Source organism: Rossellomorea oryzaecorticis, assembly GCF_038405515.1.
GTDB classification, from domain to species: domain Bacteria; phylum Bacillota; class Bacilli; order Bacillales; family Bacillaceae_B; genus Rossellomorea; species Rossellomorea oryzaecorticis_A.
Genome location: NZ_JBBYAF010000039.1, coordinates 1 through 22,221 on the forward strand (window position 1 = coordinate 1; position 22,221 = coordinate 22,221).

20 protein-coding genes, 1 other RNA gene and 1 other annotated feature are annotated in these 22,221 nt (G+C 44.3%); of the genes, 4 read left to right on the forward strand and 17 right to left on the reverse strand.

Features of this window, described 5'->3' with window-relative positions:
- Nucleotides 1-212: 212 nt before the first annotated feature.
- The 7 genes from bioB to cymR form a co-directional block, all read right to left on the reverse strand.
- Complete coding sequence (gene bioB / locus AAEO50_RS16780; protein ID WP_341985462.1) at nucleotides 213-1,223, reverse strand: biotin synthase BioB; 1,011 nt, start codon at nucleotides 1,221-1,223, stop codon at nucleotides 213-215.
- A gap of 21 nt (nucleotides 1,224-1,244) precedes the next feature.
- Nucleotides 1,245-1,841, reverse strand: coding sequence for a biotin transporter BioY (locus AAEO50_RS16785; protein ID WP_341985463.1), 597 nt, complete (start codon nucleotides 1,839-1,841; stop codon nucleotides 1,245-1,247).
- Between the two features lie 155 nt (nucleotides 1,842-1,996).
- Nucleotides 1,997-4,393 carry an SF1B family DNA helicase RecD2 gene (gene recD2, locus AAEO50_RS16790; RefSeq protein WP_341985464.1) on the reverse strand — a complete coding sequence of 799 codons (2,397 nt, stop codon included), beginning with the start codon at nucleotides 4,391-4,393 and terminating at the stop codon, nucleotides 1,997-1,999.
- A gap of 16 nt (nucleotides 4,394-4,409) precedes the next feature.
- Entirely contained in the window at nucleotides 4,410-5,072 is a 663-nt protein-coding gene (locus AAEO50_RS16795; protein ID WP_341985465.1) for a tetratricopeptide repeat protein, read from the reverse strand.
- A gap of 156 nt (nucleotides 5,073-5,228) precedes the next feature.
- Nucleotides 5,229-6,344, reverse strand: coding sequence for a tRNA 2-thiouridine(34) synthase MnmA (gene mnmA, locus AAEO50_RS16800; protein WP_341985466.1), 1,116 nt, complete (start codon nucleotides 6,342-6,344; stop codon nucleotides 5,229-5,231).
- 44 nt (nucleotides 6,345-6,388) lie between these two features.
- Nucleotides 6,389-7,531, reverse strand: coding sequence for a cysteine desulfurase family protein (locus tag AAEO50_RS16805; protein WP_341985467.1), 1,143 nt, complete (start codon nucleotides 7,529-7,531; stop codon nucleotides 6,389-6,391).
- A gap of 15 nt (nucleotides 7,532-7,546) precedes the next feature.
- The gene (cymR, locus tag AAEO50_RS16810; protein ID WP_341985468.1) at nucleotides 7,547-7,966 is read right to left on the reverse strand and encodes a cysteine metabolism transcriptional regulator CymR; all 420 of its coding nucleotides are present in this window, start codon (nucleotides 7,964-7,966) and stop codon (nucleotides 7,547-7,549) included.
- 501 nt (nucleotides 7,967-8,467) lie between these two features.
- Between cymR and AAEO50_RS16815 the strand changes: the two genes are divergently transcribed.
- Nucleotides 8,468-9,742 carry a replication-associated recombination protein A gene (locus tag AAEO50_RS16815; protein WP_341985469.1) on the forward strand — a complete coding sequence of 425 codons (1,275 nt, stop codon included), beginning with the start codon at nucleotides 8,468-8,470 and terminating at the stop codon, nucleotides 9,740-9,742.
- Nucleotides 9,743-9,924: 182 nt separating this feature from the next.
- A complete protein-coding gene (locus AAEO50_RS16820; RefSeq protein WP_341985471.1) occupies nucleotides 9,925-10,644 on the forward strand; it encodes a protein-glutamine gamma-glutamyltransferase in 720 nt (239 codons plus the stop codon).
- A gap of 81 nt (nucleotides 10,645-10,725) precedes the next feature.
- Here the strand turns inward: AAEO50_RS16820 and AAEO50_RS16825 are convergent, their stop codons facing one another.
- The 5 genes from AAEO50_RS16825 to AAEO50_RS16845 are packed head-to-tail and all read right to left on the reverse strand — an operon-like array spanning nucleotide 10,726 to nucleotide 14,447.
- Nucleotides 10,726-11,673, reverse strand: coding sequence for an ABC transporter permease (locus tag AAEO50_RS16825; RefSeq protein ID WP_341985472.1), 948 nt, complete (start codon nucleotides 11,671-11,673; stop codon nucleotides 10,726-10,728).
- Nucleotides 11,666-12,592, reverse strand: coding sequence for an ABC transporter ATP-binding protein (locus tag AAEO50_RS16830; protein ID WP_341985473.1), 927 nt, complete (start codon nucleotides 12,590-12,592; stop codon nucleotides 11,666-11,668). The genes AAEO50_RS16825 and AAEO50_RS16830 overlap by 8 nt, the downstream gene beginning before the upstream one ends.
- Nucleotides 12,589-13,296 (reverse strand): ABC transporter ATP-binding protein, encoded by a 708-nt coding sequence (locus tag AAEO50_RS16835; RefSeq protein ID WP_341985474.1) that lies wholly within the window; start codon nucleotides 13,294-13,296, stop codon nucleotides 12,589-12,591. Before AAEO50_RS16835 ends, AAEO50_RS16830 begins: the two co-directional genes overlap by 4 nt.
- Nucleotides 13,297-13,298: 2 nt before the next feature.
- Nucleotides 13,299-13,664, reverse strand: a complete 366-nt coding sequence (locus AAEO50_RS16840) for a GntR family transcriptional regulator (RefSeq protein WP_341985475.1) — start codon at nucleotides 13,662-13,664, stop codon at nucleotides 13,299-13,301.
- 3 nt (nucleotides 13,665-13,667) lie between these two features.
- Entirely contained in the window at nucleotides 13,668-14,447 is a 780-nt protein-coding gene (locus AAEO50_RS16845) for a hypothetical protein (protein WP_341985477.1), read from the reverse strand.
- Between the two features lie 148 nt (nucleotides 14,448-14,595).
- On the opposite strand from AAEO50_RS16845, the gene AAEO50_RS16850 reads away from it, so the two are divergent.
- Nucleotides 14,596-15,030 (forward strand): hypothetical protein, encoded by a 435-nt coding sequence (locus tag AAEO50_RS16850; protein WP_341985478.1) that lies wholly within the window; start codon nucleotides 14,596-14,598, stop codon nucleotides 15,028-15,030.
- Between the two features lie 53 nt (nucleotides 15,031-15,083).
- On the opposite strand, the gene AAEO50_RS16855 is transcribed toward AAEO50_RS16850, so the two are convergent.
- From AAEO50_RS16855 to AAEO50_RS16875, 5 genes are all read right to left on the reverse strand, one after another.
- The gene (locus tag AAEO50_RS16855; RefSeq protein WP_341985479.1) at nucleotides 15,084-15,848 is read right to left on the reverse strand and encodes a tRNA threonylcarbamoyladenosine dehydratase; all 765 of its coding nucleotides are present in this window, start codon (nucleotides 15,846-15,848) and stop codon (nucleotides 15,084-15,086) included.
- Between the two features lie 500 nt (nucleotides 15,849-16,348).
- A non-coding RNA gene (gene ssrS, locus AAEO50_RS16860) (6S RNA) lies at nucleotides 16,349-16,534 on the reverse strand.
- Between the two features lie 64 nt (nucleotides 16,535-16,598).
- Nucleotides 16,599-18,371: an aspartate--tRNA ligase gene (aspS, locus tag AAEO50_RS16865; protein WP_341985480.1), complete on the reverse strand. Its 1,773-nt coding sequence runs from the start codon at nucleotides 18,369-18,371 to the stop codon at nucleotides 16,599-16,601.
- A gap of 40 nt (nucleotides 18,372-18,411) precedes the next feature.
- A complete protein-coding gene (hisS, locus tag AAEO50_RS16870) occupies nucleotides 18,412-19,683 on the reverse strand; it encodes a histidine--tRNA ligase (protein ID WP_341985481.1) in 1,272 nt (423 codons plus the stop codon).
- A gap of 67 nt (nucleotides 19,684-19,750) precedes the next feature.
- Nucleotides 19,751-19,979: a binding site (T-box leader), on the reverse strand.
- A 70-nt stretch (nucleotides 19,980-20,049) separates the two neighbouring features.
- On the reverse strand, nucleotides 20,050-20,202 hold the full coding sequence (locus AAEO50_RS16875; RefSeq protein WP_425383216.1) for an RNA polymerase subunit sigma-70: 153 nt from the start codon (nucleotides 20,200-20,202) through the stop codon (nucleotides 20,050-20,052).
- A gap of 252 nt (nucleotides 20,203-20,454) precedes the next feature.
- On the opposite strand from AAEO50_RS16875, the gene AAEO50_RS16880 reads away from it, so the two are divergent.
- On the forward strand, nucleotides 20,455-22,167 hold the full coding sequence (locus AAEO50_RS16880) for an SH3 domain-containing protein (RefSeq protein WP_341985483.1): 1,713 nt from the start codon (nucleotides 20,455-20,457) through the stop codon (nucleotides 22,165-22,167).
- Nucleotides 22,168-22,221 lie beyond the last annotated feature (54 nt).

A 22,221-nucleotide genomic window follows, 5' to 3' on the forward strand; every position in this document is an offset into this window, starting at 1 on the left:
TCCTGCGGGAGAAGTGGCCAATGTGAGACCCCGCAGGCGAAGCCGAGGAGGCTCACGGGTCACCCGCGGAAAGCGAAGTCTTGCACGGAAATCAATAGCGGTGTTAAAAGAGCTATCACGGTATAAAGAAGCTCAGATAACAAAAAAAACGGGCAAAACCTGAGTTTCACCCGTTTGAATCGCTTTGTTTCAATAGTCTGCGCAATTATTCTTTATTGATTCACCAAATCTTCTGCAGTGATTTCATTGGTGTAGTCGATTTCGAAGCCGAGGTCTTTGAGCATTTGGTGGTCGGCGTTTTCTTGCTGGCCGGCTGTTGTGAGATAGTCGCCAACGAAGATGGAATTTGCCGCGTACAGACCTAGAGGCTGAAGACTGCGAAGGTTTACTTCACGTCCTCCTGAGATCCTGATTTCCTTTGTCGGATTGATAAACCTCATCAGACATAGGACTTTCAAGCAATATCTTGGATCGAGTTCATTTGTTCCCTCAAGCGGTGTCCCATCAATTGCATGAAGAAAATTGACCGGTATTGAATCTGCATCAAGCACTTTCAGGCTTTTAGCCATATCCACTACATCCTGATAGCTTTCTTTCATGCCGACAATGATGCCGGAGCAAGGGGAAATTCCTTGCTTTTTAGCAATTTCAACTGTATTCACACGATCATCATATGTATGGGAGGTTGTTATTTGCTCATGGTGATTTTCAGATGTATTGATATTATGATTGTAGCGGTCTACGCCTGCTTCTTTCAGCTTCTGTGCCTGATCTTCTTTTAACAGCCCGAGGCAAGCACATACCTTCATATTGTAATTTTCTTTGATTTCTTTCACTGCAGACACTACTTTATCAACGTCCCTGTTTGAAGGGCCGCGGCCGCTGGCAACGATGCAGTATGTCCCGACGTTTAAATGATGCGCCTTCTCAGCACCCCTCAGGATCGTATCCTTATCAACCATCGCATATTTCTCAATCGGTGCTTTCGATACAATGGACTGTGAACAATACCCGCAGTTTTCAGGACAAAGACCCGACTTGGTATTAATGATCATATTCAATTTCACTTTATTGCCATAATAATGCTTCCTGATATGGTAGGCACCGTTGAGTAACTCCAGAAGTTCTTCGTCAGGACTTTGCAGGATGGATAATGCTTCTCCGTCACTGATTTCTTTCCCCCCAAGAACATCCACAGCCAGGCTCTTCCATGATTTATTCATATCATATCCCCCTAAATGTTATTACGCTGCGCGTTTTACATTTCTGAATGTGCTCTTTGAAAGCACTGACTTCTCCAATCGGTGAGCCATGATGCCCGCGCACACTGCCAAGATGATGTCTTTCGGGAGCGGGACAACCATCCAAGACCATACAAGGCCGTAAGTCAAACCTTCTGGAGCCGAAGCCCAAAGCTTGTAAGCTGCATACATCCAATTTGTCCCTACAATATAGTTCACTGTCATTCCGACTAATGCGGCTATGATATAAGCTTTTATTCCCTTATGCCTTTGAACGATCTTGCCTGTTAGATAAGCTGTAAATATAAACGAAATGATAAAGCCGAATGTCGGGCTGATAATCGTAGAAAAACCTGCGCCGAATCGTGCGAACACGGGTACTCCCACTAAACCGACCAGAGCATAGACAGCCATGGAAATAGCTCCGATGCGGCTCCCTAAAATGGCGCCGGCCAAAATTGCAAAAAACGTTTGGAGAGTGATGGGAACTCCGCCGATGACGAGGAATGGTACAAATGATGTGATGTTTGCACCTACAGCCATAAGTGCAACGAACATACCCGCCAGAGTCAAATCAATGGTTCTCAGTTTTCTGTTCATTTCTCTCTTCCCCCAAATTCAAAGTTATTTTACTATTTAAGAATATCGTTCACCTCGACTTAATGTCAACCTAAAAATTAATAAGGTTGACATTAAGCATAAAAAAAGGTTAACAAAGAAACAGCGTACATTCTTTGTTAACCTTGAGAAATTGATCATTCTACTTCCATAAAATCATAAGGGGTAATTCCTTCCATGCCGATCATCGGATCTTCTCTCATCAATGCTTCTGCGATGGTCAGATTATCATCATCCTGAACCCCGTCACTGCCGCTTTCGCCCATTAGGAGGGAAAGCTTTTCACTTAAAGTGGTTTTCCGCATGAAATCGTCTTCTCTTTCCACTCCCAGCTTAAATGCGTCAAATTCACCGCAGAGGATCAGAAATTGTTTACTCCTTGTTATCGCGGTGTATAGAAGGTTTCTTCGAAGCATGCGGAAATAACTTTTCACAACCGGCAGAATGACAATGGGAAACTCACTTCCCTGTGATTTATGAATGGAACAGCAATAAGCATGAGTAATCTGTGTTAAATCCTGCCTCGTGTATGTGACTTCATTTCCTTCATAAGAAACAATAATCATATCCTGCTTTTCAGTGTTTTCTTTTGCATAGAAAATCGAAACGATTTCTCCGATATCACCATTGAAAACATTATTTTCTGGTTGATTCACCAGCTGCAGAACTTTATCACCGATGCGGTAATGAACGTCCCCGAAGGAAATTTCTTTCCGTGTCCCATCATTGCTGTTGAAGATTTCCTGCAGTAATTTATTCAGGTTATCAATTCCTGCTGATCCTCTGTACATCGGTGCAAGTACCTGTATGTCTTTTGGGGTATAGCCCTTTTTCTTGGCATTTTCAACAACTTTCTGGACAACATCGGTAATTTGATTCGTCCGGCACGGGAAGAAGGAGCGGTCCTTTTGCTGCTTCGTCAAATCAGCCGGAACCTGTCCATTTTTCATATGATGAGCAAGTTCTATGATGGAGGAACCTTCTTCCTGGCGGTAAATATCCTTCAGTCTGACTGTAGGCACGACCCCGGATCGAAGCAGATCCTTTAACACCTGCCCCGGTCCCACTGAAGGCAGCTGGTCTTCATCTCCTACAAAGATGACTTGGATGTCATCCGGCAGTGCTTTCAACAATTGATGGGCAAGCCAAGTATCGACCATGGACACTTCATCGACAATCAGGAGCTTTCCTTCTATTGCACGTTCTTCATCACTTTGAAAGCCCTCCTGACCGTTCCAGCCAAGTAAGCGGTGAATGGTCATTGCAGGAAGGCCTGTTGATTCGGTCATGCGTTTAGCCGCTCTGCCTGTGGGAGCCGTCAATAATACAGGGAATGGCTCATCTTTATATTCTTTTGGGTCGAGGGAACATCCATGAAGATCAGCAAACAGTTCCACTATGCCATTTATGACAGTGGTCTTACCGGTACCGGGTCCCCCTGTCAGCAGCATCATCGGAGACATCAGTGCTGTTTCAATGGCCTCTCTTTGCGAAGGTGCATATTGAACGCCCAGCCGGTCCTCCAGGGCACCTAAAGCAAGCAGGAACTCAGATTGCGGGAATTGATCTTTGTATTGTTTTTGGGATACTATTTTCTCGATGCTTGTCACAATCCCTTTTTCAGAGAAATATAAAGACGGGACATACACCTTGGAGCCTTCCCCGATAACCTTGCTTTCTTCCTCGAGCGATACCAGCTGACTGGATATATCGGTATACTCAATTTTTTCAGGCTGACTCTTTTCCAGTAATTCCTTTACCGTCTCAATCAGTTCTTCCGCTTCCAGGTACACATGCCCTTGCTTTACGCATACCTGTTCAAGAGTATATAGACATCCTGCCTTGATCCTGTCAGGATGGCTCCCGGTGATCCCGATTTTCGAACCGAGCTCATCTGCCCTCGTAAAACCGATCCCTTCAATGTCTTCTACAAGTTTGTATGGATTGTTCTGAATGGTTTCCAGGGCCTGATCTTTATAAGCCTGATAAATCTTCATCGAGATCTGTGGACCGAACCCCAGATCATTCAATACGATCATCACACGCTCTAACCCCTGGTGCTCGGCTAAAGTATCATAGATGCTTTTCGCTTTATCAGGGGGAAGCTTTGGGACTTCATCCAATACGCTTGGATTCTCAAGAATTTTAGAAATGGCATTTTCACCAATATGCTCGACAATCTTCTCCGCTGTTTTCTTACCGATCCCTTTAAACAAATCGCTTGAAAGATAATGGACGACACCTTGAGTTGTTTGCGGTATTTCTTTTTTGAAATGTTTCGCATGGAATTGCATTCCGAATTTCGGGTGCTCTTGGAAGCGCCCGTAAAACACATATGTTTCTTCTTCATGAATGCGCGGGAAATGCCCGGTGACGACCGCTTCCTTTTCTTCGTAGGAATGATTCGTTTCATCCACCCTGATCCGGACAACGGTATAGAGATTATCCTCATTATGAAAAATCGTCACAAGATGCCTGCCCTTGATATATATTTCTTCATCTCCAAACAGCTTCATAGAATCTTGCTGGTTCAAGGTGTGAACCCCCTAACTATTCGCTCTTCAATTTCTCGATCATTTTGATTCCGTATCCTGCCAGCATATGGTCAGGCTGAATTTCGACTGCTTTGTTAAAATACTCCAATGCTTTATCCGCATCATCTTTATGACCTGCATAAGCAACACCAAGATTATAATATGCGTCCGCATGTTCAGGATCCTGTTGCACAACTCGGGACAGCTGCTCGATTGATTCTTCGTATGCTTCAGCCTGCGCAAGACTCAAACCTAACTGGAAGCGTGCTTCGATGTCCTCTTCATTCAGCTCCACACTGCGCTGAAGGTAAGGGATGGCAAACTTCGGCTGTTCAAGATTCACAAGGCTGACACCCAGCATAAAGTACACATCAGCATTTTCCATCCCTTTTTTAACCGCTTTTTCAAATTGATTCTTTGCTGAATCAAAATCACCGTCATTAAAGTACAAGTTTCCGAGTGAATAGTAGGCAGCTGCAGCATTTTCATCGACTGTGATCGCTCTTTCGAAGAACGATTTTGCTTTATCGCTGTCTCCCACTGACATTAGGACATTTCCAAAGTTGATGTACCCGACAGGATCTTTTGGATTTTCTTCGATCGCTTCCGTGAATAGTTTGACAGCATCTTCAATTTTTCCTTCTTGTAATAACTCGATTCCCTTTAAATTCTTATCCATTGTAAGCACCTCTATTATGTAGTCATTGTATCCGCATATTTGTTCTCAGTATAACACAGAGTTCACGAGCGGTAAGAACGTAAAGAAAGGACTGGAGGAAGGGATGTTTTACTCGCTTCTTCACAGTCCTTATACTTCGTTCATTGCCTGCTGCTATCAGCCGACATATGTCAATTTTTTTTCGTCTTTAAAAATGGTATCGATGGTACCGCCGCCCAGACATTCATCCCCATTATAGAAGACGACGGCCTGACCAGGGGTGACAGCGCGAAGAGGCTCATCGAATACCACTTTGACCTTGCCATCTTCAAGCGGAATGACCGTAACCGGGTTGTCCGCCTGACGGTAACGGAATTTAGCACTGCATTTGAATTCTGCCGGTTTTTCGTTGTTTGAAGTCCAGTGAACGTCTGTCGCTACAATTGAATCTGAGTACAAGGCAGGGTTTTCAAACCCCTGTCCGACATACAACACATTGCGCTCCAAATCTTTACCGATGGCGAACCATGGATCCCCGGCTCCGCCGATGCCCAGTCCGTGACGCTGGCCGATTGTATGGTACATCAAGCCTTCATGCCTGCCCATGACTTTGCCGTCCATCGTTTCCATATTTCCGGGCTGAGCAGGCAGGTAATTGCCCAGGAATTCTTTGAAATTTCTTTCCCCGATAAAACAGATTCCCGTGCTGTCTTTTTTTGCAGCAGTTGCAAGACCAGCTTCCTTAGCGATTTCCCGGACCTTCTTCTTATCGATGCCGCCGAGCGGGAACATGACCTTCTCAAGTTGTTCCTGTCCCAATTGATTGAGAAAGTATGTTTGATCCTTATTGTTGTCCACACCGCGGAGCATTTTATATTCCCCGTCGCGGTATTCGACCTGGGCATAGTGCCCGGTTGCGAGATAATCGGCACCCAGTTTCATCGCATGCTCTAGGAATGCTTTGAATTTGATTTCTTTATTGCACATAACATCCGGATTTGGTGTTCTTCCAGCTTTATATTCATCAAGGAAATAGGTGAATACCTTATCCCAATATTGTTTCTCAAAATTGACAGCGTAGTAAGGAATACCGATTTGATTACATACTCGAATGACATCGTTGTAGTCTTCCGTCGCTGTGCATACACCATTTTCATCTGTATCATCCCAGTTTTTCATGAAGATCCCAATGACTTCATAACCTTGCTGCTTCAATAGCAGTGCGGCTACTGATGAATCCACTCCGCCAGACATTCCGACGACCACTCTTGTATCCTTAGGGTCCTTTTTCATTTACGCCACCTCCTTATTCCTTTTGCTTTCAATATTTAAAATGATTAAGACACCAGTCGTTTAACCACCTTGGCAACTTCATCCGCAGCCTGCACGATTTGTGCTTCTGTATTCCCAAGACCGAAGCTGAATCGGATTGAATTCTTCGTTCTTTCGGAGTCTGTTCCGAACATGGCAACCAATACATGTGAAGGTTCGATCGACCCTGCAGTACAGGCTGATCCGCTTGAAACGGCAATGCCCGCCATATCTAAATTCATAAGCATCGATTCAACATCTGTTCCAGGGAAGCTTAAGTTTAGCACATGGGGTAAACCGTGCTCAAGAGATCCGTTCTCATCGAATTCAACATTTTTTTCCATTAACGCATTTCTAAATAAACTCTTGAACCCTTCGTACAGATCATGCTTATCTTTCAAAGAACTCTGAACAACTTCCACGGCTTTCCCCAAGCCGGCAATGGCAGGAACATTCTCTGTACCCGCACGTCTCTTTCGTTCCTGCTCACCGCCAAAGGAGCCGGGCAGAAGATTCACGTTCTTATGGCAATAAAGGAAGCCGATCCCTTTGGGACCATTGATTTTGTGACCGGAAACAGACAACATATCGATTCCCAGTTGACTCACGTCAATCTCCATCGATCCAAATGCCTGAACCGCATCTGTGTGAAAATAAGCACTGTGATCTCTCAGGGCCTGTCCGATCTCTTGAATGGGCTGAATCGTTCCCACTTCATTATTCCCGTACATAATTGTAACCAAAATGGTATCCGATCGCAGTGCCTGTTCTACTTCCTGAACTGATACTCGTCCAGATTTGTCAACCGGTAAGTATGTTACTTCGAATCCTTGTTCTTCCAGATGCTTACATGCATGAAGAACTGCATGGTGCTCGATTTGGGTTGTAATGATATGTTTCCCTTTTGACTTGTTTGCATGAGCAGTACCGATTATCGCTAAATTATCTGCTTCCGTTCCACCGCTTGTAAAAATGATATCATTGTAATCCGCCTTCAAACTGTGAGCAATCTTCGTGCGGGCCTGATCCACCAGGTGACGGGCCGAACGTCCAAAAGAATGAATGCTCGAAGGATTTCCGTATGTCTCTTTCATGACAGATGACATTTCTTCTATTACTTCAGTATTCATAGGCGATGTAGCGGCATGATCCATGTACACTCTTTCCATCCCTGAGGACACCTCCTAGATATAAAACATATATGCATCTGATTCACCATCATCAGAATGACTGGCTAAATCTTCAATTGTTGTATTATCCAATACATCTTTGACCGCATCACGGATTCGGATCCATAATTCCCGCTTGGCAGGCTCTTCATTCTCAATTCCTTCAACGGGACTGATCGGCCCCTCGAGAATCCGGATGATATCCCCGGCTGTAATCTCGGATGGCTCATGACCAAGTACGTAGCCGCCATAAGCTCCGCGGATACTTCTCACAAGCCCGCCGTTACGAAGCGGAGCCACCAGCTGCTCGAGATAATGTTCCGAAAGCTCATGCTGCTGTGCAATTGTTTTCAGTGAAGTCGGTCCTTCCCCATGACGTTTCGCCAATTCAATCATAATCGTCAAGCCATAACGGCCTTTAGTAGATATCTTCATTATTCCTGCACCTCTTAAAAAATCATTTAGTAATTGCAATTGCGTATATAATGTGGACCGTTCCTTTCCGCTCCACTCTGTGCATATAAATTATCTAGTAATGCAAATTTTTCATTTAATAAGTCAATGCATCGTATTAGAATATGAGTTTTATTTCAACTCAGCTCTATCAAATTCAAAGCTTGCTAATATGTTTAACTTGTTCCAGCTGTTGATTGGAGTGGAAGACGCAGACTCCTGCGGGAGAAGTGGCCAACGTGAGACCCCGCAGGCTTGCCGAGGAGGCTCACGGGTCACCCGCGGAAAGCGAAGTCTTCCACGGAAATCAACAGCGGTGTTTATCAGTTTTTATCAGTATTAACCTTAGTCATTATAGCATATTCGTTCAGGTGTGGTGAAATGGATCATTCACTGGGGCTTCAGGCGGAATCATTTCCTAATAAACAGGCCCTGTGATAAAGTTAAAGGTACCTTAAGAACACCAGTTTGGAGAGATATGATATGTCTATTAAACCACTTGCCTTTAAAATGAGGCCGAAAACAATTGATGAAATCATCGGTCAGCAGCATTTAGTGGGAGAAGGAAAAATCATAGACCGGATGGTAAAAGCCAAACAGCTTTCTTCCATGATTTTATATGGTCCTCCCGGAATCGGAAAAACTTCAATTGCAAGTGCCATTGCCGGCAGTACCAAATATAGATTCAAAACCTTGAACGCAGTCACAAATAATAAAAAAGATATACAAATCGTGGCCGAAGAAGCCAAGATGTCCGGGAAAGTGATTCTGCTGCTTGATGAAGTTCATCGTCTTGATAAAGGAAAGCAGGATTTCCTGCTTCCTTATTTAGAAAATGGGATGATTACCTTGATCGGCGCGACTACGAGCAACCCCTATCACGCAATTAACCCGGCGATCAGAAGCAGATGCCAGATCTTCGAGTTGAAGCCGCTTACCACTGAAGAAATGAAAATAGCTATATACAGAGCAATTGAAGACAAGGAACGCGGACTGGGCGACTACTCCCTCAACATCTCGGATGACGCAGTCGAACACTTTGCGAGCAGCAGCTTCGGGGATGTCAGAAGCTCGTTGAATGCACTGGAGCTGGCCGTCCTATCCACATCCGCCGATTCGGATGGTACGATTCACATCGATGTCGGCATAGCAGAGGAATGCCTCCAAAAGAAAAGCTTTTCTCATGATAAAGACGGCGATGCCCATTATGACGTATTGAGCGCATTCCAGAAATCGATACGGGGCAGTGATGTGAATGCTGCACTCCATTATTTAGGAAGGCTTGTAGAAGCAGGTGATTTACCGAGCATCGCACGTAGATTGTTAGTCATTGCTTATGAAGACATCGGCCTTGCTAACCCCGCAGCAGGCTCCAGAACGCTGGCGGCAGTTGAAACAGCCAAAAAAATCGGATTCCCAGAAGCACGGATTCCATTGGCCAATGCCATCATCGAACTCTGCCTGTCACCTAAATCGAATTCAGCCATTATCGCAATTGATGGAGCGCTTGGTGATATACGAAAAGGAAAAAGCGGAGAAGTTCCCGATCACTTGAAAGATGCCCATTACAAAGGGGCAAGTGAATTAGGCCGAGGGATAGAGTACAAATATCCGCACGACTACGACTCAGGATGGGTACCTCAAACCTATCTGCCAGAACGTTTAAAAAATGCCAGGTACTACACCCCTAAATCGACCGGGAAATTTGAACAGGCCATTGCAAGCGTTTATGAAAAGATTAATAAACAAATGAAATAGAATCTTTGGGCCCGGCCTCATTATGAGGAAGGGCCCTTTTTGCACGCATAAACGCAGTAAGCGGCAATAGTGCTCACATATCAGCGTTAACATCACCCTCCATACCTTCTGCCCATTCAAAAAAGTTCCCCATCGGGCAACCATCACATACACTGATAAAAAAGTCCGCGGAGGTCTTGCCAATGATCATACTGAAAGACGGCTCTGCCATCAACAACTTAAAAGGGTTGTCACCTGTAGAATCCATGATCCTGAATGCAATTGAAAAAAGCAAAATCCGCTATCAATATACCAACCTGAAAGAACTTGCGTTTGAATTAAAAGTAAGAGAAAGAATCATCATAAACAGCAGATTGATGAACAGCAGTGCCGCGATGTTCGCTACGTTTCCCGATTCTTCATTCAATCCATATTACTGGATTAAAACGATCAACGGATATAGATTACAGGCAGGAAGGCGGCCGTCTGCTGCGATACGGGATATATTTGAAAATTCTTATCTGTACAGTTTTGAATGTGTGACAGCCATCGTCCTGATCTATTATAAATCCATCCTTGATAGTATTCGTCCTGAATATTTTGACCGCCTCTATTCCCCCATGCTCATCTGGGGACATAACTTTAACGATGCGATGCATATGGTTACGTATGAAGGTATAGACAATATACCGGGTGATGTTTATTACTTCTCCAACCCTGATTATGAAGACCCGATTTGGATGGGAGAGAATGCTGTTTTCCTGGAGTACAACCAATACTTCGGACATGGGATCGGGATTGTTACACATAGTAAAATGATTGAAGCGCTGAATACGTTACGAAGGATGAATGCTACAAGATCAGCCTTTCAATTAAACCAGACTACGAGACTTGATTTCTCAGAACTATATAAGTATTCATAAAAAAGGACGGTCTGCAGAGAGGCCGTCCTTTTTTATGGTTGTGCATATGCGTTGTTAACATTGCCAGAGTATTCCCCGCTTTTAAGCAGCTACATCCCGCTTTTTGAATACAAAGAATGCAAGAAGCTGGAAGATGGCAAAGTATATGATCAGCATTGTGATCGAGAAGCCCATCGTCATCCCTTCTACAAGCGGTTGACTGAAACCTGTATACTGAGTCAGATCAGTGTTCGCGAACAGGCTGTATTTTGCCCAATCAAACTTCATGGCAAGCAATCCTGTGGCGTTCGCTCCCATAAATAACAAGAATAAGGATAAGCCGATAGCAAGGGAAGAACTTCTGAAAACCGTGGAAATCATGAAAGCCATCGTGGCCATCATCGTCACATCGATCGACTTCAATAAGTAGGTTTTGATCAGGTATCCAATCATATTCTGCTCGACCACTTCACCATCAATATAAGCCAGATGAACAGATTGACCGGTGCCGCCGAATAGAATCAAGCCTACAAGGAAGGAGACAGCGAAAAGAATCCCAAGCAGTGTCACTCCGTACAGGATGACAGTGATATATTTTGAAAGTAATATCTTCGTCCTGGAAATCGGACGGATCAACAACAGCTTGATCGTCCCCCATGAAAATTCACTTGCCACGATACCTGCTGCCACGATGATCGCAAACAACCCAACGAGCGTCACGGCAAAGCCATTCGTTTCTACAAAAGTCCATACCGTTTCTTTCGAATTTGGTGCAATATCGTTTTCAATCCTGTACTCATTGAGGGCTACCCTTTCTTCCATCAAACCTTTATTGTATCTGTCTATACCACCTTCGGAAAGTGCTTTTTTCTCACCTTCGACCTGCATGGAGAGCTCCTGCTTCCAATTATCGGTTTCTTTCACTTTTGAATCTTCATATTTTGTGAATGCACCGACCACCCCTATTATCAGGATTAATATACCGAGCATGACCCAAGTGCCGACCCGCTTAAATATTTTCATCCATTCGTTTTTAATCAGACTAAGCATGCAAGACCTCTCCCTTCTCATCCGTGATTTCGAGGAATCTGTCCTCTAATGACTTCGCCACCTGCATGACACTGAATATTTCCACATCGTTGTCCACGAATGCTTTAACCAGCTGTGGGACCTGTTCTTTTGTAATTCCCGTTTGCAGCTTGTTATTCTTCACTTCGAATACAAGGGAAGGATTGAAGCTGTTCATCACAGCACGGGCCTTTTCTTCATCATTCACTTCAAATTGATAGACGAGCTCCGTCCCGCCCACAAAATCACGGACAGTTTGAACATCGACAAGCTTCCCTTTTTGAATAATCCCGATGCGGTCACACATCATCTCCATTTCGGAGAGAAGATGACTGGATACGATGACAGCCATGCCTTCCTCTTGAGCCAGCTTTCGTATGTAGGCACGAATTTCACGGATACCGGCTGGATCCAAGCCATTTGTCGGCTCGTCAAGAATTAGGATCTTCGGTTTATGCAGCAGGCACTGGGCGAGTCCCAGACGCTGTCTCATACCAAGGGAATATGTCTTGACTTTATCGTTAATCCGATCGGTCAAGCCAACCAGTTCGACCACTTCCTTGATTCGTTCTTCCGTTATCCCTTTTTGCATCCGTGCGAAATGCTGGAGATTTTTATATCCGGACATGAATTTATAAAGCTCAGGATTCTCGACGATCGCTCCCACTGAAGCAATCGCCCCCTCAAAGTCTTTCTTGATGCTTTTCCCCGAGATCAGTACATCCCCCTGGGATATGCTCATCAGTCCGACGATCATTCTGATTGTCGTTGTTTTCCCTGCTCCATTCGGTCCCAGGAATCCGAATACTTCTCCCTCATACACATCAAAAGAAAGGTCATCTATGATCTTTTTTCCTCTAATGACTTTTGATACGTTTTGTAACTTCACAATCGTATTCATTCTTCTCTACTCCCTCCAGCCGTCTTTTTCTTCAACCATTGAAGCACTGATAATCCTTCTTCTTCCCTCAGCTTTTCCACTTCGCAATGACCTTCGATCCTGCCATTGTGGATGATATAGGCTTCATCCAAGATCCCCTCGATTTCATCAATCTCATGCGTGGCGATGATGACCGTCTGCCTGCCAAAGTCGATATATGAAATCAGACTCTTCACAATCGAATCCCTGACCATCGGATCAAGGCCCGAAAACGGTTCATCCAAGAGAAGCACCTCTGTATTACGTGACAAGGTCAGGATAAGTTTCAATCTTCCACGATTTCCCTTTGATAAATGTTTAATTTTTTTGTTTTTATCCAAATCCATGAACTCAGACAGCTCATATGCTTTTTTCCTGTCAAAGTCGGGGAACTGCGAAGCATAGAATGAAATCATCCCATCAACAGTGAAAGCTTCGTAGAACATATCCAGCTCTGTTAAATAAGCCACTTTATCCGCTATTTTCCTGGTTACTGCCTCTTCGTTCACGGTCACGGTTCCGCTGCTTGGAATAACGAGACCGGCTATCATCTTCAGAGTGGTTGATTTACCACTGCCGTTAGGACCCAGCAATCCGTAAATTTTCCCTTTCTTAAACTGAATCGTGGTGTTTTCAAGTGCCGTCCCATGACCGTATTTCTTTGTCACCTCTTGAAACCGGATCACTTCTATTCCCCCTTCCCATACTTTTCAAGGCTTTCGATCATTTGCTGTTTCGACAGGCCGAGTTCTTTCATGTTGTGGATGAATTGCTCCACCACTTCCTTTTGGACCTTCTCATTCAACACTGATAAGACCTCTTCGTTTTCTGTCACAAATGTTCCCTGTCCTCTCCTCGTCTCCACAATGTCCATCCTTTCTAGTTCACTGTACGTTCTTTGAATGGTATTCGGATTAACACCCGATTGAATGGCCATCTCCCTGACGGATGGCAGCTTATCTCCAGGCTGCAATTCTTTCCTGACGATTCCCCGGATGATGCGGTCTGCTATTTGCACGTATATCGGCTTTGATGCTGTGTATTCTTCTGTCATTCCTTACACCTCGACTTTACGGTCTAATAACCAGCAGGAAGTGATGAACAAAGTAATCATGACAAGCCCTTCAAATGCGAAGGGAAGGATGGGGAAAGGGATGATTTCGCTGTAAAACCCTGCGTCGGCATTTCCCTGGCCAACAGTAAAAGCAAAACCTGCGGGTACATCGATCGTCCAGGCATCAAATAGATCCTGAACCCATCCAAAACTCATCATCATTGCGGTAATGCTCTGATAGATGATGATGAACCCGAGTATGAACAGCCATCTGATGTTTTTGATGGCAGGAAATTTCCCCAATGCGTGATAAAACGTCCAAAAGAAGAAAACCCAAATGGAAAAATTAATTGCTGCAGCTGTAATTCCAAGATTGAATATGATCCCTTCCTTAATCGGCCAATACGCAAAAAAGTTCGCATCATCCGGAAGGGAAGAAAGGCCGATGACTCCCAGGATATCAACCAATAAGAATGACAAGGTTGAGTAAATGAAGGCAATGATCAATTTCGGGGCGATTAGTTTGAATCCGCTTTGCGGACTGTGAAGCCACAACTGCGTCTTCCCTTCCACCCTTAGCATGGAAAAAATGATGACCGGCATGGCTGCCAGGTGGAAGATCCCGAGCATGATGACAAATACAACCACAACAGTGGGTTCACCTGTCACCCTGCCGAGTATCAGCCCCAATACGTAAATGAATAAGATAATGGCGATCCAGCCGTAAAACCAAATTTTCGATGTTTTAAAATCCTTCCAAAGAAGTCCTCTAAATGCGCTCATATGCGACTCTCCCTAAAGTGTTTTAGTGTTCTAGTTAGATAGTACACTATGACACATTTTGAAGTCAATCCTTTTTACATAAAATGGGTTCATTTATTTTGAACAATGTGTAAAGCTATAAAAAAGAACTCACACAGGGAGGGATCGGATGAATTCTTCAAGAAAAGGGTGGACCGATTACGAAGAGAAACTGTTATTTGATACGGTCCATTCATACTCGGAGCAGGGACTTTCAAAGAAAGCAGCATTCAAAGAAGTCTCAGCAAAAATAAACCGCAGTACGGCTACTTGTTCCCATCACTACTACGCCATCAGGAAAAGGCGGGAAACTGCTTCAAATGATGCCCCCCTGACTCTAGAGGATTGCATTCATTTCCTTCTAAGCATGCAGGAGCCAGGTACTGTATCCGAAGAAAAGAAACGGCTGCAGAAAGAAAAAGATGAACTTCTGCAGGTTCAAAAAGAATTGAAGGGAAGATTTGATAGACTACTAAAAAAACAAGAGAAGCTGCGGCAGCTCCTTTCCATCCTCAAAGAAGCGGAAAATTTTGCAGAAGCTCCTTCAGGACCCGTCATCCATTGACACTCTTAATAAAGAAAGGCCCGTCTTTATAATCAAGACGGGCCTTCCTTAAATCATTTATCTTTCACTCGTTTGATTTCGATATCTTTTAATAGCTGATTCACTGCATAGCTTGCCTGGATCAATCCTGCCACGGATGGGACAAATGCATTGGAAGACGGAGGCATCTGTGCCTTCCTGATCTTGGCATCGTCTTTCCCGACTTCCTTTCGTACGTCTTCACGGATGACAATCGGACTTTCATCCGAAAATACGACAGGCACGCCTTTTTTGATTCCTTCTTTCTTCAAACGAGTACGGACGACTTTCGCAATCGGATCCGTATGCGTTTTACTGATATCGGCAATCTGGAAGCGGGTCGGATCTGTTTTATTTGCCGCACCCATACTTGAGATCAATGGGATATCCCTTTTCAGGCATTCTTTCATAAGATGGATTTTGTATACGATCGTATCGGAAGAATCGATCACAAAGTCCAAACCATGGCTGAAGAACTCTTCATATGTTTCTTCTGTATAGAACATCTTCAATGAGATGACTTCACATTCAGGGTTAATATCTTTAATGCGGTCGCGCATAAGATCAGCTTTCGGCTTTCCTACAGTGGAAAGGAGCGCATGGATCTGACGGTTTACATTTGTGATATCGACATCGTCTTTATCCACCAATACGAGGCGGCCGACACCGGAACGCGCCAATGCCTCTGCTGCAAAGGAGCCCACTCCGCCGATTCCGAGAACGGCAACGGTGCTGTTCTTGAGGATATCGAGTCCTTCCTTTCCGATCGCTAATTCATTTCTGGAAAACTGGTGTAGCATTCGATCAACTCCATTATAAGTATTCGACTAGGTTTATACTGAATTAGAATAAAGGATAGCGGGGGGAAAATCAACTTGAAATCTTTTCTGCGCTTTGACTCCTGTTGCCGCTTTTGATTTCCGTGCAAGACTTCGCTTTCCGCGGGTGACCCGTGAGCCTCCAGACAGATTCCCGTGGGATTAACTGTCCAGCTACAGGGCTTAGAGACACATGTCATAAGCCAAACCGACCAAGAAGGCAAAGAACGCCTTCACGGCCGATTCGTCTTATGCCACACGTCTCTGAGCAAAGCCCTTCCGCTTTTCTGATAGGAGTCTTCGTCTTGCACTCCAATCAACCGCTGGAGTCAGCTTGAATGTAAAATACACTTTTTAGTATCTCTTCTATCCTTACTATACCGCTGTAAAACTCTTTATTACCATTCTTTCAATTTTACACATAAAAAACCAGGCATATTTCAGCCTGGTTATTTCAAATATGATTCAATTAATTGGAGTAAACAAGTCCCAATCGTGCCGTCGCTGCGATTCCTTCGTTTTGAACCCGCTCTCGGCAGGTGGGTGCTTTGCTCTGCTAGTTGTTAGTCCTTGTTGAGGCATGAACGCGTAACAGAAACGACAAGCTCCCGAAGTTTTAGTTGTTCGGTCAAAACTATCAGGGTTAACGTCGTACACATCAGGACTCGTTTGTGATTGTTTAAATCATATCATAAGATTTTTGAATTTTCAATGAACTGCCCTTAGGAAATTTTACTCATTCTCAATGTCAAGTGACAAAGATAACTCCTTTAATTGAGCTTCACTGACTCCGCCTGGTGCTTCCGTCAACAAGCAGCTTGCACTTGCTGTCTTAGGGAAGGCGATTGTATCGCGTAAATTTGTACGTCCTGCAAGAAGCATAACCAAACGATCCAATCCCAAAGCGATTCCGCCATGCGGAGGTGTACCATATTCGAATGCTTCCAATAAGAAGCCGAATTGCGCTTCTGCTTCTTCTTTGGAGAATCCGAGAACCTTGAACATTTTTTCTTGAATGTCGCGTTCATATATACGAAGCGATCCCCCGCCAAGTTCGTAGCCATTCAGAACAAGGTCATATGCTTCAGCACGTACTTCTGCAGGATTCGAATCGAACTTTTCGATATCTTCCCTTGCAGGCATTGTAAACGGATGGTGAGCTGCATAATAACGATTCTCTTCTTCATCGAACTCAAGAAGCGGCCAATCTGTCACCCAAAGGAAATTAAACTTACTCTCATCAATCAATTTGAGTTCTTTTCCTAATTTCATACGGAGAGCTCCCAATGCGTCCGCTACAACTGATTTTTTATCTGCTACGAATAGAAGGAGATCCCCTGCTTCGGCATCAGAAGCAGCAGTAATGTGCGAAGCATCTTCCTCTGTCACAAATTTTGAAATCGGACCTTTCAAGCCTTCTTCTTCTACTTTCAGCCACGCAAGGCCTTTCGCACCATAGCGGGAAACGAATTCAGTCAATGCATCAATGTCTTTACGGGAGTATTTGGATGCTGCTCCTTTTACATTGATCAGCTTTACTTGACCACCGGAACCGACGGCACCAGAGAAGACTTTGAAACCTGAATCCTTCACAACTTCCGATACATCAATCAGTTCCATTGCGAATCGCGTGTCAGGTTTATCCGAACCATATCTGCTCATGGCATCATCATAAGTCATTCGTGGGAATGGTGTTTCAACCGTTAAACCTTTTGCATCGATCATAAGTTTCTTCATCATGTCTTCAACAAGCGCCATGATTTCCTCTTTGTCCATGAAGCTCATTTCCATGTCGATCTGAGTGAATTCCGGCTGGCGGTCTGCACGGAGATCCTCATCACGGAAACAGCGGGCAATTTGATAATAGCGGTCAAATCCCGAAACCATTAGCAATTGTTTGAAAATCTGCGGTGATTGAGGCAGCGCATAGAACTCTCCAGGATGTACACGGCTTGGCACTAAATAATCACGTGCGCCTTCTGGAGTACTTTTTGTCAGAATCGGTGTTTCAACATCCAGGAAGCCGTTATCGTTTAAGAATGTACGGAAGGATGTCGTTACGTTGTGACGCATCTTAAAGGTATCGGCCATAGTAGAGCGCCTGAGGTCGATGTAACGGTATTTTAAACGGACATCTTCCGATACTTCCATTTGGTCATCGATCATGAATGGAGGTGTTTTCGCTTCATTTATGATTTCCACCTTATCCACCTGGATTTCGACTTTACCGGTCTTTAAATTAGGATTGACCGTCCCTTCCGCTCTTTCCACTACCGTACCGGAGATACTTAACACATATTCATTTCGGATCCTCTCAGCAAGTGCCAGTGCTTCTTCCGATAGATCTGGATTGAATACAGCCTGAACGATTCCTTCTCTGTCTCTGAGATCGATAAAAATCAAACCGCCAAGATCTCTTCTCTTTTGGACCCATCCCTTGATGGTCACTTTTTCACCGATGAATGCTTCTGTTATTTCACCGCAGTAAGCTGTTCTTTTTGTCATCTTGTTCTCCTCCTTGATGAATTTCTCCATCTTTCTTATATTAGGATAATTTTCCTTTAATGATATCGACAAACTGTTCCAGGTTTACTTCTTCTTGTTCTCCAGTCGTCATATCTTTTAAATTAATCTTGTTTTCCTTCAGTTCGTCGTCCCCGATGACCGCGACATACTTTGCCTGATGGCGGTCAGCTGCTTTGAACTGGGCTTTAAGCTTCCGGTCAAGATAATCTTTCTCAGAAGAAATACCTTCTCTTCTCACAGTGTGAAGAAGTTTCACTGCATAATCCTTGGCCTCATCACCAAGAGAGACGATAAAGAGGTCTATTCCTTCGTTGATCGGCAGTTCCACTCCTTCAGCATCCAGAGCGGATAGCAGTCTCTCAATACTGAATGCAAAGCCGATCCCAGGTGTTTCAGGGCCGCCTATCTCTTCCACAAGACCGTTATAGCGCCCGCCTCCGCAAAGCGTCGTAATCGCTCCGAAACCTTCAGCATTACTCATGATTTCAAAAGCCGTGTGGTTGTAATAATCCAGGCCTCTTACAAGAGTTGGATCCACTTCGAATTCTACATCCATGTCTTTCAGGTAATGCTGAACTTTTTCAAAGTACTCCCTGGACTCATCATTTAAATACTCAAGTATTGATGGCGCAGTAGACATCAATTCGTGGTCACGATCCTTCTTACAATCCAGAATCCGTAAAGGATTTTTCTCAAGCCTGTTTTGACAGTCTCCGCAGAATTCATTGATTCTTGGCTTAAAGTGATTGATCAGTGCTTCTCTGTGGGCATTTCTGCTTCCGGTATCCCCGAGGCTGTTGATGACCAGCTTTAACTGTTTCAATCCTAATTCTTTGTAAATACCCATTGCCAGGGAAAGTACTTCTGCATCGATTGCGGGATCCTGGCTTCCCAGTGCTTCTACACCAAATTGAACGAACTGGCGGTAGCGGCCAGCCTGAGGGCGTTCGTATCGGAACATGGGTCCTGAATAGTAAAGCTTCACCGGCTGACTTGGATTTCCGAACATCTTATTCCCGACAAAGGATCTTACGACGGATGCCGTTCCTTCAGGGCGAAGCGCCAGGCTTCTTCCTCCCCTGTCTTCGAACATATACATTTCCTTTTGGACGATGTCCGTCGTATCCCCGACGCCTCTTGTAAACAATTCACTTGATTCAAAAATCGGCGTGCGGATTTCTTTATATTGATAGGCATGACATAAATTTTTCGCCACTTCCTCTACGTACTGCCACTTTTCCACATCTCCAGGCAAAATATCCTGTGTACCTCTTGGTATTTGAATGGTCAAGTTGATTTCCTCCTTTAATGAAACTAATTTATGTAAATAAAAAAAGCCCTCGATCCCTTGTAATAATACAAGGGACGAGAGCTTATATTCCCGTGGTGCCACCCTAATTGAAGTCTATAAGACTTCCACTCAGCCAGTTAACGCCTGGTACGTTCATCTCCTACTAGAATATCGTTCAGAGCGAAACCTCCCCGAGTGTTCATTCACTAAGTCACTTTGCAGAATGCTTTCAGCCGCGGCATTTCCTCTCTTATCCAAGTGGTTGCTTAGTTACTATTCTCGATCATCGGTTTTAATAAATGTTATTTTATTTCTATAATGATACGTATGGCACATGTTCATGTCAAGGGGCAGAACGAAAATTTATCAGGATCTCTCCATTTTCTTTTTCAATAACTTGACTTCCCTTAAGCTAAGCCCGAATTCAGAAGCAAGCTCTACATTCATCGCGTCTTTCTCGCGTTCTACAAAATGATGAAAATTCACTCCGAACAACTGATTCTCTCCATTGGCACTCATAAAATTCTTATCACTTGACCTCATGCAGACCATCCTTTCAAACATTCCTATCTACTATCATTTCCAATTACCCATTTTTCTTTCGTTATAGAGGAATTTTAATTTTTTTATCGTATTTAAACGGTAGCAGGAATTTTCATCGGGATTAAATAAAAGTTCCTTTAAAATCTCCGATAATAAGTGAGTAAGAAAATTTGACAGAAGGTGGTGTAGACAATTAAAAGGATAACAGCAGTCATCCTGACATTATTATTGATCTTTCCTTTTCAACCGCTGACGGATTCATACGTACATGCCGACGAAGGAAAAGTATCCATCAGTACGGCCACGCTTAATGTCCGCACAGGACCCGGCCTCAGTTATCCAGTCTTGACACAAGTACATAGAAACCAAAAGTTCACGATTGTAGAGACGAAGAAAGACTGGTACAAAATATCCACCGAAAGAGGCCAAGGCTGGGTGGCAAATTGGCTCGTAACCCGCGAATCTTCTGGAACGGTAAATGACAGCGGTCAACAGGGAATCGTCAGCACCAATGGGCTTAGGTTAAGGAAAGGCCCGAGCACGGCCGATCCCGTAGTCACAGTCTTAAACAAAGGCGACAAGGTGACGATTTCTGAAACGAGCGGCAGCTGGCTGGCTGTACAATCCGGGAACGCTAGCGGATGGGTCCATAAAGATTATGTGAATCAGACCAAATCATCAAGTACATCTGCTGCCCCATCCAAAAAACAGGAAGCGAAGCAGGGAGTGATTACTGCGGGTACGTTAAACGTCCGGAAATCACCCTCACTGAGCAGTCCCATTGCAGGGGCAGTCCACAGGGGCAACACAGTATCGATAACCGGCAGTATTTCAGGATGGTATGAAATTCAGTTCGGAAATGCGAAAGCGTGGATCTCTGATAATTATGTTGAATTATCAAGCACCTCAGCTGAAGCACCTCCATCATCCTCCGGTTTCACAGGAATGATTACCGTAAATTCTTTAAACGTAAGAAGCGAGGCTTCTTTGAATGGCAATATCATCGGGAAAGTCAATAAAGGAGAGAAGTATCCTATATTGACAGAGCGAAATAATTGGTTTGAAATTAAACTCTCAGGCGGGAAATCAGGTTGGATTGCCGGTTGGTTTGTACAAAAAACGGTAGCAGATAAACAAAAAAAACCTTCCTCTTCACCACAGGGAGCCGATGGAACGGTGACGATCCTTCATAACGGGACTAATATCAGAAGCAGTGCCGATGTTCAGTCTGAAGTCGTCAAACGGGCGAACAGCGGAGAAACCTTTTCTGTCACAGGCAAAAAAGGAGATTGGTATGAAATCAAGTTAGCGGATGGCAGTACCGCTTTTGTAGCGGGGTGGATTGTATCCGTTCGTACGAGTAATGGTGCTGAGGCCTCTCCTTCCAGGAACACAAGCGGCGGGATAAGGAACAAAGTCATTACCATCGACCCGGGACACGGGGGTCGTGACAGCGGTACGGTTGGAACCAGGGGTACGCTTGAAAAGCTGCTCACAATGAAAACGGCCCAGCTTCTTGCCGATAAGCTTAAAAGCGCAGGTGCCGAAGTCGTCCTTACCAGGAAAAATGATGAATATGTGTCACTGCCTTCTCGTGTATCACTGTCACATTATTATGGATCGGATGCCTTTATTTCCATCCACTTTGACAGTATTTATGACAGCAGTGTCGCAGGCCATACTACTTATTATAATAAAAGCTACCAAAAGGATTTGGCGTACGGTGTGCATGATAGCCTTGCAAGCCGTCTGCCTACTAGAGACCGCGGTGTGCGTGTAGGAGATTATCACGTCATCCGTGAAAATAAACAAGCTGCCATTCTATTGGAATTAGGGTTTTTAAGCAATCCGACGGAAGAAGCTAATATGACTTCCCATTATTATCAAGACCTCGCTGCAACAGCAGTCTATCATGGGTTGAACGACTACTTCTCAAACTGACGGCTGCCCTTAAAGCCAATACTTAAAAAGCTTCTTCCCATTCATGGGAAGAAG

Excerpts from the sequence above, each read along its gene's own strand:
- bioB (WP_341985462.1), bottom strand. The coding sequence starts at position 1,223 with ATGAATAAATCATGGAAGAGCCTGGCTGTGGATGTTCTTGGGGGGAAA.
- AAEO50_RS16785 (WP_341985463.1), bottom strand. The coding sequence starts at position 1,841 with ATGAACAGAAAACTGAGAACCATTGATTTGACTCTGGCGGGTATGTTC.
- AAEO50_RS16795 (WP_341985465.1), bottom strand. The coding sequence starts at position 5,072 with ATGGATAAGAATTTAAAGGGAATCGAGTTATTACAAGAAGGAAAAATT.
- mnmA (WP_341985466.1), bottom strand. The coding sequence starts at position 6,344 with ATGAAAAAGGACCCTAAGGATACAAGAGTGGTCGTCGGAATGTCTGGC.
- AAEO50_RS16805 (WP_341985467.1), bottom strand. The coding sequence starts at position 7,531 with ATGGAAAGAGTGTACATGGATCATGCCGCTACATCGCCTATGAATACT.
- cymR (WP_341985468.1), bottom strand. The coding sequence starts at position 7,966 with ATGAAGATATCTACTAAAGGCCGTTATGGCTTGACGATTATGATTGAA.
- AAEO50_RS16815 (WP_341985469.1), top strand. The coding sequence starts at position 8,468 with ATGTCTATTAAACCACTTGCCTTTAAAATGAGGCCGAAAACAATTGAT.
- AAEO50_RS16820 (WP_341985471.1), top strand. The coding sequence starts at position 9,925 with ATGATCATACTGAAAGACGGCTCTGCCATCAACAACTTAAAAGGGTTG.
- AAEO50_RS16825 (WP_341985472.1), bottom strand. The coding sequence starts at position 11,673 with ATGCTTAGTCTGATTAAAAACGAATGGATGAAAATATTTAAGCGGGTC.
- AAEO50_RS16830 (WP_341985473.1), bottom strand. The coding sequence starts at position 12,592 with ATGAATACGATTGTGAAGTTACAAAACGTATCAAAAGTCATTAGAGGA.
- AAEO50_RS16840 (WP_341985475.1), bottom strand. The coding sequence starts at position 13,664 with ATGACAGAAGAATACACAGCATCAAAGCCGATATACGTGCAAATAGCA.
- AAEO50_RS16845 (WP_341985477.1), bottom strand. The coding sequence starts at position 14,447 with ATGAGCGCATTTAGAGGACTTCTTTGGAAGGATTTTAAAACATCGAAA.
- AAEO50_RS16850 (WP_341985478.1), top strand. The coding sequence starts at position 14,596 with ATGAATTCTTCAAGAAAAGGGTGGACCGATTACGAAGAGAAACTGTTA.
- AAEO50_RS16855 (WP_341985479.1), bottom strand. The coding sequence starts at position 15,848 with ATGCTACACCAGTTTTCCAGAAATGAATTAGCGATCGGAAAGGAAGGA.
- aspS (WP_341985480.1), bottom strand. The coding sequence starts at position 18,371 with ATGACAAAAAGAACAGCTTACTGCGGTGAAATAACAGAAGCATTCATC.
- AAEO50_RS16875 (WP_425383216.1), bottom strand. The coding sequence starts at position 20,202 with ATGAGTGCCAATGGAGAGAATCAGTTGTTCGGAGTGAATTTTCATCAT.